This is a genomic window from Hahella sp. NBU794 (genome assembly GCF_050749805.1).
GTDB lineage: Bacteria > Pseudomonadota > Gammaproteobacteria > Pseudomonadales > Oleiphilaceae > Hahella.
This window is the reverse complement of record NZ_CP192738.1, coordinates 5,726,752-5,742,906: the sequence shown is the minus strand read 5'-3', so window position 1 is coordinate 5,742,906 and position 16,155 is coordinate 5,726,752. Positions and strand designations below refer to the sequence as shown.

Sequence of the window (16,155 nt, the reverse complement as noted above, 5' to 3'; positions counted from 1 at the left end):
TTTCCTATCCTGACTGGGTCACTGCTTAACATGATCGCGAATAACGCGTTGCTTTTGACGATTCCAGTCGCGCTCTTTTTCGGTTTCGCGCTTGTCGAAATCCTTCTTGCCTTTCACCAGGGCAATTTCGCATTTCACTTTATTGCCTTTCCAGTAAAGGGCCAAAGGCACGCAAGTGTGGCCCGTCTGCGACACTGCGCCGATCAGCTTGTTGAGCTCACGACGATTCAGCAGCAATTTACGAGTGCGGGTGGGATCTGCAATGACGTGAGTGGAGGCTTCCTTCAACGGTGTGATATGGGCGCCTAACAACCAGGCTTCACTGTCTTTCAGTAATACATAGGAATCCACTAACTGACACTTTCCGGCGCGCAGGCTTTTTACTTCCCAACCGGTCAGCGCGAGGCCGGCCTCGAACTTTTCAACAATGTGATAGTCGAAGCGGGCCTTCTTGTTCAGGGCGATGGTGGACCCGGTATTTTTGTTTTTGGCTTGACTCATATTTCCTTACGATTCTCGGACAAAGTCGGCTATTGTAAATTAACCTGATCCATATGGCTAAGGTCTCCTGACTTGGGTCAGCATAATCCGCTACAATGCGCCATCGTCGTCGACGTAGAATTCCGTCGAACCTCTCAATTGCTGTGAATTAACGGATGTCTGAGTGCCTTTGAATTCTAAAGTTGGAATGTTGTTGCAGGGCCGTGACCGCTGGGTCAGGCAGCGCACGTTCGTCATGGCGGGCGTGGGCGCTGTCGTGGGGTTCGCCAACATCTGGACATTTCCCTCCCTGATGGCGGAATACGGCGGACTGGCTTTTCTTATCGCCTATACGTTGGCGCTGCTGACCCTGACCTTGCCTCTGGCGGTATTGGAAATAGGACTTGGGCGCTACGTGCGTCGCAACCCTGTTGACGTGTTACAGAGCGTGGGTGGTCAAAGCTCAGGCTTTTCTCTGTGGCGTTGGACCGGAGGCCTTATGGTCATCGCCGCGTTGCTGACGGTGGTGATCTATTCATTAGTGGCGGGAATGGGGCTGTCTTACGCGCTGAAGTCAGCCTTCAGCGAGTTTCAAGGCATTGAGCCCGGCGCCATGCCGGCCGTGTTGAGCGCGCTACAACAAAACACCACCGTTATGATCATCTGGCTAAGCGTGTTCATTGGTCTGGTGTTTCTCATTTCAGTGAAAGGCGTTTATCACGGTCTGGAAAAGGCGATGTTGTACATCGTCCCTCTGATGTTCGTGATGCTTGCGGTGATGCTGGTCTATAGCGCGCGTTATGGTGATTTGGGCGGGGCTCTTAGCTACCTGTTTTCATTCGAGTCGGTTTCTCTTTCCTGGGCGGGCGTGCTGGCCGCCTACAAATACGCCTTTTTCTCTCTGTCCATTGGCGCAGGCGTCATGATGGTGTTGGGCGCTTACATGCCTAATCATGGCAAAGTCGGGCGCTCAGTATTGATCATCTCTTTTGTGGATCTATTAGTTGGCGCTGTCGCGGGGCTGGTGGTGTTGTCCTGGCTGTTAAAAGCGGAACTGCCTCCAGACCAGGGGTTCTCCTTGATCTTTCAATCGCTTCCACTGGCGCTGGGTCAGCTGCCGATGGGGTCAGTGTTTGGCGTTTTATTCTTTATCTTTTTCACGCTGGCCGCCTGGAGCTCTGCAGTTTTCCTGATTGAACCCGGCGTCGCCTGGCTACAGGAAAGATACTCCTTATCGCGGGTGAGCGCCGCGTCCATCACTCACGTTGCGTTATGGGGGCTGGGCGCATTGCTGGTTATGTCCATGGCGGGACATCGGCATTGGCAACTGGCGGGCATTCCGCTATTCAGTCTGCTGCAGTTTGTGGTATCCACGATCTTGCTGCCGGTGGCGGGATGTCTGCTGACAGTACTATGCGGCTATGTGCTCCCCTATGAGCGGCTTGCACAGGCCTTGCGCCTTAGTCCCGAACAGCGCTTGTTTCGCTGGGGCTATCCGCTGCTGAGATACTTTTGTGTTCCTGTGTTGATTGTTATACAAATTTCCATGGTTTTTGACTTGCTGCTACATAGCTGTGAATTCACCGCTCCGAAAAACGGCGGGCTTTGCTCGGAAGAAGTCGTGAGTAGCAGTAAGGAAGTCCTGGAAGAGGCCGAGCCGGAAGAGGTGGATTTGGTGAAATCCGCCCCTGTGAACCCGGAAGTGAATGTTGAAAACGTAGAAGAGGAGAACGAGGTTGCCCCAGATTAGTCGTAGTGCGCTGGTCACATACTCTGCTGAGCGCATGTATGATCTGGTGAATGACGTGCGCGCCTATCCTGAATTCCTGCCCTGGTGCGGAATGACGGAAGTGATTCAAGAGAGTTCTGATGAAATGCTTGCGCGCATCCAGGTCAGTAAGGGCTCAGTAAGACACGCTTTTACTACCCGTAATAGTTTGGTGCGTCCTTCGGAAATTATCCTCACATTGGTGGATGGACCTTTTCGCAAGCTTCAGGGTCGTTGGAGCTTCCTGGCTCTGGACGAAGCTGCCTGCAAAGTCGCGTTAGCGCTGGAGTATGAGCTGACTGGCGCATTAACCGGGATGGCGCTTGGGCCCGTATTTTCCCAGGCCGCTGGAACCATGGTGGATGCTTTCTGCAAGCGCGCGCAGGTGATATATCGCTAGGCCGCGCCTATTTTGCGTTATAAATCGAACCCTCAGATGAACGGCGAAAATGCTGATGTGTAGAAGTGAGCGTGAGCATGGATAAGTTAAAAATTCAGGTGGAGGTAGCCTATGCCTTACCGGAGCAGCAGAAGATCATTCCTCTGGCTGTGGTGGAGGGAACAACTGCCTATGAGGCGGTCCAGATGTCTGGCGTCACTCACTTCTTTCCGCAAATAGAGCTGGAGTCGGCAAAGATGGGGATATTTGGTAAGGCCATTTCAGACCCCAAATCCCATGCCCTGAGAGAGGGCGACCGAGTTGAGATATATCGGCCACTCAAAATAGATCCGAAGCAGGCCCGACTGAATCGGGCCAAAAAGGGCTAGCTAAACTTAATCAAACCTGTTTTGCTGAACGCTTAGTTGGTCGTTTTATAAACGTCCGTCTCTTCCACTGTCTCAGAAGGCTCAGCTTGGCCGCGTAGTTTGTAAGCCTTGCCGGGGTTCGCCAAATCAGCTGGCAGCAGCTTTGCTTTGGCAATATTCACCAGAATGTCATTCTCATATTCCAGAGTGATGTTCTGACGATAAATCTTACCGCCCGACAGCTGGATGGAATAGAAATAGGTGTCGTAGCTGGGGTCGAGCGTGCTTTCCAAAACTGGAGAGCCTAATAGATACTGAACCTGACGACGGTTCATGCCGACCTTGAGTTGGTCCACAGCTTCTTTCTCCACGATGTTTCCCTGCTGGACATCTATTTTGTAGACGCCTGGGAAGGTGCAGGCTGTGAGAGTGTGTATAATAAGGAGGATTACAATGGATCGTAACTTTTGCATCATGGATATTTTTAAACTATCTTGGCGTGACGTGGAATGATAACTGATTGCCAACGATACTGGTATTGGGTTTCCCGGTAAAATGACGAACGAAAACGTAGAACTGAAGAAAGCAGGCCTGAAAGTAACCCTTCCGCGGGTAAAGATTCTCAGTATTCTGGAAAACGCCGATAACCGGCATATGAGTGCGGAAGATGTTTATAAGGCGCTGCTGGAGGCGGGAGACGACGTAGGTTTGGCCACGGTCTACCGGGTTCTGACGCAATTTGAATCCGCAGGACTGATTCTTCGCCACAACTTTGAAGGCGCTCATGCGGTGTTCGAGCTCAATCATGATGAACACCATGATCACATGGTTTGTGCGGAAACCGGTGATGTTATCGAGTTCTTCGATCCGGTTATTGAAAAGCGCCAAAAGGAAATTGCGGAAGAGCACGGCTATGAAATTGTTGACCATAGCCTCACGCTGTACGTGAAGCCAAAGAAGAAATAGCTTCCGGTTTGTTGGGATAGCGCTGAGTAAACCCTGGAGCGCTATCCTATCCTCTCATTGCTCCATTTGCTCCATTTGCTCCATCGCATTCCTGCGTATCTATCTAAACTTATCGAGCCTTCCTTTATATAGCCAATTTATAGCTAATATAGATAGCCATCAGGTAGCTATACGGACGGTGTGGAAATAAAGCCACAAGCAAATCCTTTTGCCGTAGGGAATCTTACTGGAGTTGGCTGGAAGTCAGCATCTCATGCGCGTGCGCCAGGCTGTGCTCAGTAATATCAACACCTCCCAGCATTCTGGCGATTTCGTGTATACGGTCGCTGCCTTCCAATTTGAGTATGGCTGATTGTGTCTGGCCACTGCTTACATGCTTGGTCACGAAAAGGTGGTTGTGAGCTTGGGAAGCCACCTGTGCTAAGTGAGTGACGCAGAGAATTTGCGCTTTCGCCCCAAGCTCTCTCAGCATGCGCCCGACGATTTCCGCCGTGCCGCCGCCGATGCCGACATCCACTTCGTCAAATACTAATGTAGGCGTATCGGAGGATGCGGCAGCGACGACCTGTATCGCCAGACTGATTCGCGACAACTCGCCACCGGATGCGATCTTTTGCAAAGGCTTGGGTGGTTGGCCAGGGTTCATGCTGATTAACATTTCAGCTTCCTCGTCTCCCAGCGCAGACGGGGATTTCAGAGGCGAGAACTGGATGATGAACTCAGGATTCAGTCCTAGTTTCACCAATTGCTTTTTCACCGCGCCTTGTAGTTTCTCTCCTGCTTTTGTTCTCATGGAGGTGAGTTTTTGCGCCGCCTGATTATACTTCTGCTCCAGCTCTTTGGATTGGGCTTCAAGCTTTTCCAGGTTCTCTTCGCCATCAGTCAAACTGTTGAGTTCGCTCGCCAGCTCAACATGGCGCGTCATTAATTCTTCAGGGGCCACGCGGTGCTTGCGAGCAAGATCATAGATGGCGGTCAGTCTCGCTTCCACTTCTTGCAGGCGCTCAGGGTTGATCTCCACGCTGTCCAGTACATGGCGCAGCTCACCGTTGGCTTCATCAAGCTGGATCATGGCTTCGTTCAGCATCTGACGAGCAGTCTGCAGAGAGGCGTTGTTGAGATTAATTTCCTCCAGCAGATGAATGGCGCGCCTTAGTTGGTCGATGCAGCCGCCATCGGCTTCCAGGCAACCTTCGCCGACCTGCTGAACTTTCATGATGATATTTTCTGCGTTGGCGAGCTGCTCCTGCTCTTGCTCCAATTGCTCAATCTCGCCTTCCAGCAGCGCTAGAGCATCCAACTCCTCGACCTGATAAGTGAGTAATTGCACTCGCGCTTCCTGTTCTTCGCTGTGGCTGAGCTTTTCTTTCAGTTTGGCGGCTATGCGCCGCCAGGATTGAAAGTGGTCCCGTACCTGTTGAAGCTGCTGGGAGTGGCCTCCAAAGTCATCCACCATTTTCAGATGGGTTTCCTTTTTCAATAGAGACTGGTGCTCATGCTGACTATGGATATCCATGAGCGTTTCGCCGAGTTCGCGAAGGTCTTGCATGGTGACGGGCTGCCCATTCAGGTAGCCGCGAGATCGACCTTCGTTGGTGACAGTTCGGCGTAAGATGCATTCCGCGCCATTATCCAGTTCTCTGGATTTCAGCCAGGCCAACGCCTCCGGCAGACGCCTCAAATCAAAGACTGCGCTCACCTCCGCCCGTTCACAACCGTGCCTCACTATGTCTGCAGAACTTCGATCGCCGAGGGTCAGGCCGAGAGCGTCCAGAACAATGGATTTGCCTGCGCCGGTTTCCCCGCTGATAGCCGTCATGCCTTCAGCAAAGTCCAGCTCCAGGTGGCTGGCGATGGCTAGGTTCCGTATCGACAAATGAGTGAGCATAGGGCGTTGTCCTATAAGTGCGACTGTCTATATATACAGTTATTTGTGTATTTATACAGTGAAACTCATGACGCAACAAGAGGGTGCGAAGAGTATTTTTTGTATGATTTGCAGTCATTTTGGATGCTGACTGGAGTCAATGTCGGGTGACCTGCGTCATTTCCTGACGATTGTCGATATTTGGCTGGTTGAAACCGGTTTGATCGACCCCATATTGAGGGCAATTCAAAAGTATCGGATGGATTTTGGGAGATTCGATCAAATGTCTGAAGATTCTAAGAGTCAAGTAGAAGAACAAGTCATCGCTGACGATCAGGCGCAAGCCGCAATGGCTGAGCAAGCTGAAACGGCTCAGGCGAGCGGCGAACCCGCTGACCGTGACGAGTTGATTGAGAGATTGCAGCAGGAGCTCGGTGAGCAAAAAGAGCAAATGTTGCGCGTACATGCTGAGATGCAGAATGTACGCCGTCGTGCTGAAAACGATGTTGAGAAAGCGCGTAAGTTTGCTCTGGAGCGCTTTGTGAGAGAGCTCTTGCCGGTAGTGGATAGCTTGGAAAAGGCGGTGGAAGCCTGTGGCGCCACGGAGTCCGCCGAACCCCAGGTCACGACTTTGAAAGACGGCGTGGAAATGACGTTGTCTCTGTTCAACTCCGGCCTGAAAAAATTCGAAGTGGAAGTGGTTGATCCCATGGGGCAGCCCTTCAACCCGGAATTTCATGAGGCTATGTCCATGGTGCCGCAAGCCGATGTAGAGCCAAATACCGTTATTGCGGTATTGCAGAAAGGCTATCTACTGAGCGGACGTTTGGTCCGGCCAGCCATGGTTATGGTGTCGAAAGGCGTCTGATCGCGCTTTACACGCGTTCAGCGCTGGTTGAAAACGTACAAAATCCCGCCAGCTTCGGGTTGAAAAATTGAGATCAACTCCAATATTAGCTGGTAATCAATTAGCGAGATTTTTTCAGGAGTAGAAATTATGGGTAAAATTATCGGGATCGACTTGGGGACTACAAACTCCTGTGTAGCGATTCTTGAAGGCGACAAGCCGCGCGTTATTGAAAACTCTGAAGGCGGACGCACTACGCCTTCCATCGTTGCTTACACTGACGATGAGACGCTGGTAGGTCAATCCGCCAAGCGTCAGGCGGTAACTAACCCCACGAATACTCTTTTCGCCATCAAGCGTCTGATCGGTAGACGTTTTGAAGACGATGTAGTGCAAAAAGACATCAAAATGGTGCCTTACACTATCGCCAAGGCTGACAACGGCGACGCTTGGGTCGACGTGAAAGGCAAGAAAATGGCGCCTCCCCAGATTTCCGCTGAAGTTCTGAAAAAGATGAAGAAAACGGCGGAAGACTTCTTGGGCGAGAAGGTGACGGAAGCGGTTATCACCGTACCGGCCTACTTCAACGACGCGCAGCGTCAGGCTACCAAAGACGCAGGCAGAATCGCCGGTCTGGAAGTTAAGCGTATTATCAACGAGCCGACTGCGGCGGCGTTGGCGTACGGTATGGACAAGAAGGGTGGCGACCGTAAAGTGGCCGTTTATGACCTGGGTGGCGGAACCTTCGATATCTCCATTATCGAAATCGCTGATGTAGACGGCGAGATGCAGTTTGAAGTACTGGCCACCAACGGCGACACGTTCCTGGGTGGTGAAGACTTCGACTTGCGCTTGATCGACTATCTGGCGCAGGAATTCAAGAAAGATTCCGGTATCGACCTGAAAGGCGACCCATTGGCGATGCAGCGTCTGAAAGAAGCTGCAGAGAAAGCTAAGATCGAGCTTTCCAGCAGTCAGCAGACGGATGTGAATCTGCCGTACATTACTGCTGATGCAAGTGGTCCTAAGCACCTTAACGTTAAAGTGACTCGCGCCAAGCTGGAAAGTCTGGTGGAAGAGCTGGTTGAGCGTAGCCTTGAGCCATGCCGCATCGCATTGAAAGATTCTGGTTGCAGCTCCTCAGAAATCGACGAAGTGATTCTGGTTGGCGGTCAGACTCGTATGCCAATGGTGCAGAGCAAAGTGGCCGACTTCTTTGGTAAAGAAGCGCGCAAAGACGTTAACCCTGATGAAGCGGTCGCTATCGGCGCAGCTATCCAGGGCGCGGTATTGTCTGGTGACGTGAAAGACGTATTGCTGCTGGACGTGACGCCATTGTCTTTGAGCATTGAAACCATGGGTGGCGTTTCCACGCCGATCATTGAGAAGAACACGACTATCCCGACCAAGAAGTCGCAAGTGTTCTCTACTGCGGAAGACAATCAGACGGCTGTGACTATCCACGTTCTGCAGGGCGAGCGTAAGCAAGCGCAAATGAACAAGTCATTAGGCCGTTTTGATTTGACTGGTCTGCCTCCCGCGCCTCGTGGCGTGCCTCAGGTTGAGGTGACCTTCGATATCGACGCCAACGGTATCATGCACGTATCTGCGAAGGATAAAGCGACTGGTAAAGAGCAATCCATCGTTATCAAAGCCTCATCTGGCTTGAGCGAAGACGAAATCGATAAGATGGTGCAGGATGCGGAAGCGCATGCGGCGGAAGATAAGAAGTTTGAAGAGTTGGCGTCTTCGCGCAATCAGGCGGACGCTCTGGTTCACGCTACTCAGAAAACGCTTAAAGATGCTGGCGATAAAGTGACTGCTGAAGAAAAAGTGGCCATTGAAGCAGCTATCAAAGAGCTGGAAGAAGCGATCAAAGGCGACGATAAAGAAGCTATTGAAGACAGAATGCAGAAGCTTAGCGAAGCATCTTCTTCCATGGCGCAGAAGATGTATGCTGAGCAGGCGGCACAGCAAGGCGGAGACGCTGGCGCTCAAGCTGAAGACGCCGCTGCTAAGCCAGCGGATGACGCAGTCGACGCCGAGTTTGAAGAAGTTAAGGACGGCGATAAGAAATAGTCCGGCTCCTTGCATGCCTGAGGCAGTGCGGAATTTAACCGCACTGCCTTATTGTGTTTAGGTTATAATCCGGTTTTTTTGCAGTTGGCGCATAAGATTAAGTTATGGCAAAACGCGATTATTACGAAGTGTTGGGCGTTTCGCGGGACGTAGACGGTAAAGATGTCAAGAAGGCTTACCGGCGTTTGGCGATGAAATATCACCCGGACAGAAACCCCGGAGACGCTTCGGCTGAAGAGATGTTCAAAGAAGCTACTGAAGCTTACGATGTGCTCTCTGATGACCAGAAAAGAGCGGCCTATGACCAGTTCGGTCACGCCGGAGTGGATGGCAATGCTGGAGCCGGCGGTTTCGGCGGCGGAGCCAGTTTCAGTGACATATTCGGCGACGTATTCGGCGATATATTTGGCGGGGGCGGCGGAGGTCGCACTCGGGCGAATCGCGGCTCAGATTTAAGGTATACCTTGGATCTTGATTTGGAAGAAGCGGTTCGCGGCACAACCGTGAAGATTCGCGTTCCTTCTCAAGTAGAGTGTAATGGTTGCGGCGGAAGCGGTGCAGAAAAAGGCACGCAGCCTGAAACCTGTGGCACTTGTAACGGCGCTGGCCAGGTTCGCATGCAACAGGGCTTCTTCTCTATCCAGCAGACTTGTCCTCGCTGTCGCGGCGCAGGAAAAATTGTTCGCAACCCCTGCCGCTCCTGTCACGGCAGCGGCTATGTGGAAGAGCAGAAGACGCTTTCGGTTAAAGTTCCCGCCGGTGTGGATACTGGCGATCGCATTCGCTTATCAGGTGAAGGCGAGCCGGGAGTAAACGGCGGGCCGCCGGGAGATTTGTATGTTCAGGTCGCTGTGCGTGAACATAAGATATTTACCCGTGATGGCAGAAATCTGTATTGCGAAGTGCCAATCTCCTTTGTCGACGCAGCATTGGGTGGGGAGCTTGAAGTGCCCACGCTTGATGGGCGGGTGAAGCTCAAGATTCCAGAGGAAACGCAAACCGGCAGACTGTTCCGTCTGCGCGGAAAGGGCGTGACTCCAGTTCGTGGTGGCGCGCCAGGAGATTTGCTGTGTCGGGTAGTGGTGGAAACCCCTGTAAACCTGACCAAGAAACAGAAGGACTTGCTGCGCGAGTTTCAAACCTCAATGGAGGAGAGCGGTGGACAGCAAGCGCCAAAAAAGCATAGCTGGTTTGAAGGCGTGAAAAGCTTTTTTGACGATATGAAGTTCTAGCAGTCTGCATGCGCAACGAAAAACCGGCGAACGCCGGTTTTTTTGTATTGGAGCGGTGGCGGAACGCCTATAACAGTAATATTCCAGAGAAAACAGAGGAATAAGCATGACCAGAGTAGCGATAGTGGGCGCTTCCGGGCGCATGGGTAAAGTGTTGGTTGAAGCGGTCTGCGATAACCCGGATGCTTCTTTGGGGGCTGCTTCTGTGAGAGTTGGCAGCTCTTTGGTTGGCGCTGATGCGGGAGAAATCGCCGGCGTAGGTAAAAAAGGCGTGGCCTGCGTTGATGACTTGGCGCAAGTGCTGGACGACTTTGATGTGATTATCGATTTCACTTCGCCGGAGACCACGCTTGAGTTGCTGGCGCTTTGTCGTAAAGAGGGCAAAGCGATAGTGATTGGAACGACGGGGTTCAGTGAGTCGCAAAAAACGCACTTGTCTGAAGCGGCGAAGGACTGTCCGGTAGTATTTGCCCCCAATATGAGCGTGGGTGTGAATTTACTGTTGAATATTCTTGCGCTGACCGCAAAAACGCTGGGTGACGATTACGATGTGGAAGTAATCGAGGCGCATCATCGTTTTAAAAAGGATGCGCCGTCGGGTACTGCGTTGAGATTAGGCGAGGTTGTAGCTGAGGCGCTGGGGCGCGACTTGAATGAGTGCGCAGTTTATGGTCGTGAAGGTATCACTGGGGAGCGGGATAAAAAGACTATCGGTTTTGAGACGATTCGCGCGGGCGACATCGTTGGCGATCATACGGTGATGTTTGCGACGATGGGGGAGCGTATAGAAATAACGCACAAGGCGAGCAGTCGCATGACTTTTGCAAAAGGCGCCGTTAAGGCGGCCTTATGGTTGCATGGCGTGGCTCCGGGGCTGTATGACATGCAGGATGTGCTGGGTCTGAAATAGGTCAATCTGACTTCGTATTGGCTTGTATGCGCACTTGGGTTTCGGGTGCGCGGAGCTTGATAAAGAATAAAATCGCCAAAGAAATTGGAAAACAAATAGACAGTCTTGACCGAATCCACTAGAATATTGGGGTTTGTGCGCAAGTTGCCCATACACATCGGACATCACTAAAAAGCGGGACGGAGTTTAAATCTCCCTCTCGCTTTTTTGCAAGTTGAGTCCACCTTCATAAGTGTTTGATTAGACGTTTTCAACTGGCGAGCTATGGAATTGACTACACCCGCAATACTAGCACTTGAAGACGGAAGCATATTTCATGGGATATCTATCGGCGCAGCCGGCGAAACCACCGGCGAAGTGGTTTTCAATACTGCGATGACCGGATACCAGGAAATTCTTACCGATCCTTCCTACGCAAAACAAATTGTCACTCTCACATACCCCCACATAGGCAACACCGGAATTAACGAAGAAGATGTCGAATCAGATCAAGTCTGGGCGGCAGGTCTGGTGATTCGCGATCTTTCCATGACAGTTAGCAACTGGCGCAGCCAAAAGAGTTTGTCGGAGTATCTCCGGGAAAACGGTATTGTCGCCATCGCTGACATCGATACCCGTCGCCTGACTCGTATTTTAAGGGAGAAAGGCGCGCAGAGCGGATGCATCATGGCGGGCGAAGGGGCTTCGGCGGAAGCAGCGTTGGCTGCGGCTAAAGCCTTTCCCGGACTGAAAGGGATGGATCTCGCCAAAGAGGTGACTCGTACGGACGTCTTGAATTGGACTGAGTCGACTTGGGTTCTAGGAGAAGGATATCAGACTCTGGAGGATGCCGAGTTTCACGTTGTCGCGTACGACTTCGGCGTGAAAAAGAACATTTTGCGTATGCTCGCTGAGCGCGGTTGCCGCGTAACCGTGGTGCCGGCGAAAACGCCTGCGCAGGATGTATTGGCGATGTCTCCGGACGGCGTGTTCCTATCTAATGGACCAGGCGATCCTGAGCCTTGCGATTACGCTATTGAGGCCATTGCTGAAATTTTGAAATCCCAGACGCCTGTATTTGGCATCTGTTTGGGGCACCAGCTACTGGCGCTGGCCAGCGGAGCACGCACAGAGAAGATGAAGTTCGGGCATCACGGCGCCAACCATCCAGTGCAGGATCTGCGCACGGGGCAAGTGATGATCACTAGCCAAAACCATGGCTTTGCGGTGGATGAATCCTCGTTGCCCGCCAACCTGGAGACTACGCATAAGTCTCTGTTTGACGGCTCATTGCAAGGAATTCGACGCACTGACGTCGCCGCCTTCAGTTTTCAGGGGCACCCTGAAGCGAGTCCGGGCCCGCACGACGTGGCTCCCTTATTTGACCAGTTCATTGACTCCATGCGGGAAGTCAAATACCGATCAGTCTAATACTCGGATTTCAGCGTCGGCGCCCGACGGCGCCGCGTCTGAACCGAAACAGGCGTAATTCTGGGTGATGTCGGCGGCCTGCGGGGCGTCGCAAGATTCGAGCGAGTAGAAGAGCACACATGCCAAAACGTACAGACATCAATAGTATCCTGATTATTGGGGCCGGTCCTATCGTCATCGGACAAGCCTGTGAATTTGACTATTCCGGGGCGCAGGCGTGTAAAGCACTGAGAGAAGAGGGATACCGCGTTATCCTTGTGAACTCCAACCCCGCCACCATCATGACTGATCCGGCCATGGCCGACGCCACTTACATCGAGCCGATTAACTGGCGCACAGTCGCGAAAATCATTGAAAAAGAACGCCCAGACGCGTTGTTGCCAACCATGGGCGGGCAAACTGCTTTGAACTGCGCGCTCGACTTGGCTCGTGAAGGCGTCCTTGAGCAGTATGGCGTAGAGATGATTGGCGCCACACAGGACGCCATTGATAAAGCGGAAGATCGTGAGCGCTTTGACAAGGCGATGAAAGCCATTGGTCTGGAGACTCCTCGTTCCGCTATTGCGCATAGCATGGAAGAAGCTCTGCAAGTGCTGGATCAGATCGGCTTCCCCGCTATTATTCGCCCCTCCTTCACAATGGGCGGCTCTGGCGGCGGCATTGCTTATAACAAGGAAGAGTTTACTGAGATTTGCGAGCGAGGTCTGGAATTATCGCCGACTCGTGAGCTGCTGATTGACGAATCGTTAATCGGTTGGAAAGAGTATGAGATGGAGGTTGTTCGTGATAAGAAGGACAACTGTATTATCATCTGCGCGATAGAAAACTTTGACGCAATGGGCGTGCACACTGGTGATTCCATTACCGTCGCGCCTGCGCAGACGTTGACGGATAAAGAGTACCAAATCATGCGTAACGCCTCGGTAGCTGTGTTGCGTGAAATTGGCGTAGAGACAGGCGGCTCCAACGTTCAGTTTGGTATGGACCCCGAAACTGGTCGCATGGTGGTGATTGAGATGAATCCCCGTGTGTCCCGTTCATCAGCGTTGGCGTCCAAGGCGACGGGCTTCCCTATTGCTAAGGTCGCTGCAAAACTGGCGATTGGATATACCCTGGATGAGCTGAGTAACGACATCACTGGTGGTGTCACGCCGGCTTCTTTTGAGCCGAGCATTGACTATGTGGTCACCAAAGTGCCTCGTTTCACATTCGAGAAGTTCCCGCAAGCCAATGCGACACTGACGACGCAAATGAAGTCAGTGGGTGAGGTGATGGCGATTGGTCGTAACTTCCAGGAGTCGCTCCACAAGGCGCTGCGCGGTTTGGAAGTTGGTTCAGCTGGCTTTGAGCCCATAGTTGATCTTGAGTCTGAAGACGCTAGTGATGTGCTGATTCGTGGATTGAAAGTGCCCGGCGCCGAGCGGATGTGGTTCATTGGCGATGCGTTCCGAGCAGGAATGAGCGTCAAGGAAGTCTATGAGTACACCAAAGTTGACCCATGGTACTTGGTGCAGATCGAAGATTTGATCAAAGATGAAGTAGCGCTCGGCAATATGGCGCTGTCCGACTTGACTGCGGACCGTTTGCGTCGACTGAAACGTAAAGGCTTCTCGGACCAGCGTCTTGCCGAGCTGCTGGGCATCAACGAAAAAGCGTTGCGTAAGCAGCGTTTGGAATATGGCATCAAGCCGGTATTCAAGCGTGTAGATACCTGTGCGGCGGAATTTGCTTCCTCTACGGCTTACATGTATTCCTCTTACGACGAAGAGTGTGAGGCGCAACCGAGCGATCGTGAAAAAATCATCGTGATCGGTGGTGGCCCTAACAGAATTGGTCAGGGGATTGAGTTCGATTATTGCTGCGTTCACGCCGCCTTTGCATTGCGCGATGACGGCTATGAAACCATCATGATCAACTGTAACCCTGAGACAGTTTCTACGGATTACGACACTTCTGACAGGTTGTATTTCGAGCCAATTACCTTGGAAGACGTTCTGGCTATTGTCCATTTGGAAAAGCCGCGTGGCGTAATTGTTCACTACGGCGGCCAGACTCCGCTTAAATTGGCGAGAGGGCTGGAAGAAGCGGGCGTACCAATTATCGGAACGACTCCTGATGCGATTGACCGTGCGGAAGACCGCGAACGGTTCCAGCAGATGGTGGTTCGCTTGGGCTTGCGTCAGCCGCCGAATGCGACAGCTCGCAGCCAGGAAGAAGCGTTGAGCAAGGCGAAGGAAATTGGTTATCCCTTGGTTGTCCGTCCTTCTTATGTGTTGGGCGGCCGCGCCATGGAAATCGTCTACGACGAAGTTGAACTACAGCGCTATATGCGAGATGCGGTGCGTGTCTCCAACGACAGCCCTGTATTGCTGGATCACTTCCTGAATGCTGCGATCGAGGTCGATATCGACGCGGTTTCTGATGGCGAGAAAGTGGTGATCGGCGCCATTATGCAGCACATCGAACAGGCGGGAGTTCACTCTGGTGACTCGGCTTGTTCGCTACCTCCCTACAGTTTGCCAGCGGATGTTCAGGACAAGATGCGCGAAACGGTCATCAAAATGGCCCTTGAGCTGCAGGTTGTCGGCTTGATGAATGTGCAGTTGGCCTATCAGGACGGCGAAATTTATGTGATAGAGGTGAACCCCAGAGCCTCTCGTACCGTGCCGTTCGTTTCCAAGGCGATAGGTGTGTCGCTCGCCAAGGTGGCTGCGCTGTGCATGGCAGGCAAATCTCTTGAGGCGCAGGGCTTTACCAAGGAAATCATTCCTAGCTTTTACAATGTCAAAGAGTCTGTGTTCCCGTTTAATAAGTTCCCAGGCGTAGATCCGATACTTGGCCCGGAAATGAAGTCCACAGGCGAAGTTATGGGGGTTGGCAAAAGTTTTGATGAGGCATTTGCCAAGGCTGCGGCGGCTGGCGGAGACTTTTTGCCGACAGGCGGAACTGTGTTCCTGAGCGTCAGGGATGCGGATAAAGCGGGAGCGGTGTCTTTAGCTAAAGAGTTAAATGCTGTAGGCTTCGAGATTATGGCGACTGCGGGGACTGCAAAAGCGATCGAAGAAGCGGGCATTCCCGTAAAACGGATCAATAAAGTGCGAGAAGGCAGACCTCATATCGTAGACGCCATAAAAAATGAAGAAGTAGATTTGATTATCAATACTACGGAAGGCCGGAAGGCGATTGCGGATTCTGCGGAAATCCGTAAGTCGGCCCTACAATACAAGGTGACCTATACCACCACCCTGACGGGAGGTGAGGCATTCTGCCGTGCTATCAAGGTTGGGCAGGATCACGCTGTGAATCGTCTTCAGGATATTCATGCAACCATTCAAGGCGACAAATGAGCAAAATACCTATGACAAAAGCAGGGGAGCAAGCCCTGCGTGAAGAGTTGAATCGTCTGAAGACTGTGGATCGGCCGCGTGTAATCACGGCCATCGCGGAAGCCAGAGAGCACGGAGACTTAAAAGAGAACGCTGAATATCACGCTGCGCGTGAACAACAGAGCTTTATCGAGGGCCGCATTGCGGAAATCGAAAGTAAGTTGTCCATGTCCCAGGTGATTGACGTTACCTCTATTGAGAATACAGGGAAGGTCATTTTTGGCGTAACCGTGAATATCATCAATCTGGATACGGACGACGCCAGCTCTTATCAGATCGTGGGTGATGACGAAGCGGATATTAAGAAGGGCAAAATTTCGGTGTCTTCTCCGATTGCGCGCGCATTGATTGGAAAAACTGTCGGCGACGTTGTCGTTGTGCAGGTGCCAAGCGGCATGGTTGAATATGAAATTGATGGCGTGCAGCACCTGTAAACAGGGTGGCGCGTAAATAAAAAGCCGGC

14 protein-coding genes are annotated in these 16,155 nt (G+C 52.1%); 11 read left to right on the top strand and 3 right to left on the bottom strand.

The genetic code is table 11. The features are described from left to right. Positions 1 to 18 precede the first annotated feature (18 nt). Positions 19 to 501: an SsrA-binding protein SmpB gene (gene smpB / locus ACQYWX_RS25095; protein WP_216736897.1), complete on the bottom strand. Its 483-nt coding sequence runs from the start codon at positions 499 to 501 to the stop codon at positions 19 to 21. Positions 502 to 664: 163 nt separating this feature from the next. On the opposite strand from smpB, the gene ACQYWX_RS25090 reads away from it, so the two are divergent. The 3 genes from ACQYWX_RS25090 to ACQYWX_RS25080 all read left to right on the top strand — a co-directional run bounded on the left by ACQYWX_RS25090 (position 665) and on the right by ACQYWX_RS25080 (position 3,016). Beyond that, complete coding sequence (locus ACQYWX_RS25090; protein ID WP_371824056.1) at positions 665 to 2,230, top strand: sodium-dependent transporter; 1,566 nt, start codon at positions 665 to 667, stop codon at positions 2,228 to 2,230. Then, a complete protein-coding gene (locus tag ACQYWX_RS25085; RefSeq protein WP_127973285.1) occupies positions 2,217 to 2,648 on the top strand; it encodes a type II toxin-antitoxin system RatA family toxin in 432 nt (143 codons plus the stop codon). Before ACQYWX_RS25090 ends, ACQYWX_RS25085 begins: the two co-directional genes overlap by 14 nt. Positions 2,649 to 2,725: 77 nt before the next feature. After that, a complete protein-coding gene (locus tag ACQYWX_RS25080; RefSeq protein ID WP_216736898.1) occupies positions 2,726 to 3,016 on the top strand; it encodes an RnfH family protein in 291 nt (96 codons plus the stop codon). Positions 3,017 to 3,048: 32 nt separating this feature from the next. On the opposite strand, the gene ACQYWX_RS25075 is transcribed toward ACQYWX_RS25080, so the two are convergent. Continuing rightward, positions 3,049 to 3,366, bottom strand: a complete 318-nt coding sequence (locus tag ACQYWX_RS25075) for an outer membrane protein assembly factor BamE (protein ID WP_164887379.1) — start codon at positions 3,364 to 3,366, stop codon at positions 3,049 to 3,051. Between the two features lie 184 nt (positions 3,367 to 3,550). On the opposite strand from ACQYWX_RS25075, the gene fur reads away from it, so the two are divergent. Continuing rightward, positions 3,551 to 3,961, top strand: a complete 411-nt coding sequence (gene fur, locus ACQYWX_RS25070) for a ferric iron uptake transcriptional regulator (RefSeq protein ID WP_011395166.1) — start codon at positions 3,551 to 3,553, stop codon at positions 3,959 to 3,961. Between the two features lie 223 nt (positions 3,962 to 4,184). On the opposite strand, the gene recN is transcribed toward fur, so the two are convergent. Beyond that, positions 4,185 to 5,849, bottom strand: coding sequence for a DNA repair protein RecN (gene recN / locus ACQYWX_RS25065; RefSeq protein WP_431686754.1), 1,665 nt, complete (start codon positions 5,847 to 5,849; stop codon positions 4,185 to 4,187). Positions 5,850 to 6,111: 262 nt separating this feature from the next. Between recN and grpE the strand changes: the two genes are divergently transcribed. The 7 genes from grpE to greA all read left to right on the top strand — a co-directional run bounded on the left by grpE (position 6,112) and on the right by greA (position 16,126). Then, positions 6,112 to 6,696 (top strand): nucleotide exchange factor GrpE, encoded by a 585-nt coding sequence (gene grpE, locus ACQYWX_RS25060; RefSeq protein WP_431686753.1) that lies wholly within the window; start codon positions 6,112 to 6,114, stop codon positions 6,694 to 6,696. A gap of 129 nt (positions 6,697 to 6,825) precedes the next feature. Beyond that, the gene (gene dnaK, locus ACQYWX_RS25055; protein WP_216736901.1) at positions 6,826 to 8,754 is read left to right on the top strand and encodes a molecular chaperone DnaK; all 1,929 of its coding nucleotides are present in this window, start codon (positions 6,826 to 6,828) and stop codon (positions 8,752 to 8,754) included. A 104-nt stretch (positions 8,755 to 8,858) separates the two neighbouring features. Beyond that, positions 8,859 to 9,986, top strand: a complete 1,128-nt coding sequence (gene dnaJ, locus ACQYWX_RS25050; protein ID WP_216736902.1) for a molecular chaperone DnaJ — start codon at positions 8,859 to 8,861, stop codon at positions 9,984 to 9,986. A gap of 106 nt (positions 9,987 to 10,092) precedes the next feature. Further along, positions 10,093 to 10,896: a 4-hydroxy-tetrahydrodipicolinate reductase gene (gene dapB, locus ACQYWX_RS25045; protein WP_216736903.1), complete on the top strand. Its 804-nt coding sequence runs from the start codon at positions 10,093 to 10,095 to the stop codon at positions 10,894 to 10,896. Positions 10,897 to 11,166: 270 nt separating this feature from the next. After that, positions 11,167 to 12,306, top strand: a complete 1,140-nt coding sequence (gene carA, locus ACQYWX_RS25040; RefSeq protein WP_431689535.1) for a glutamine-hydrolyzing carbamoyl-phosphate synthase small subunit — start codon at positions 11,167 to 11,169, stop codon at positions 12,304 to 12,306. Positions 12,307 to 12,425: 119 nt separating this feature from the next. Then, positions 12,426 to 15,653: a carbamoyl-phosphate synthase large subunit gene (carB, locus tag ACQYWX_RS25035; protein ID WP_431686752.1), complete on the top strand. Its 3,228-nt coding sequence runs from the start codon at positions 12,426 to 12,428 to the stop codon at positions 15,651 to 15,653. Continuing rightward, positions 15,650 to 16,126, top strand: coding sequence for a transcription elongation factor GreA (greA, locus tag ACQYWX_RS25030; RefSeq protein WP_216736905.1), 477 nt, complete (start codon positions 15,650 to 15,652; stop codon positions 16,124 to 16,126). The genes carB and greA overlap by 4 nt, the downstream gene beginning before the upstream one ends. Positions 16,127 to 16,155 lie beyond the last annotated feature (29 nt).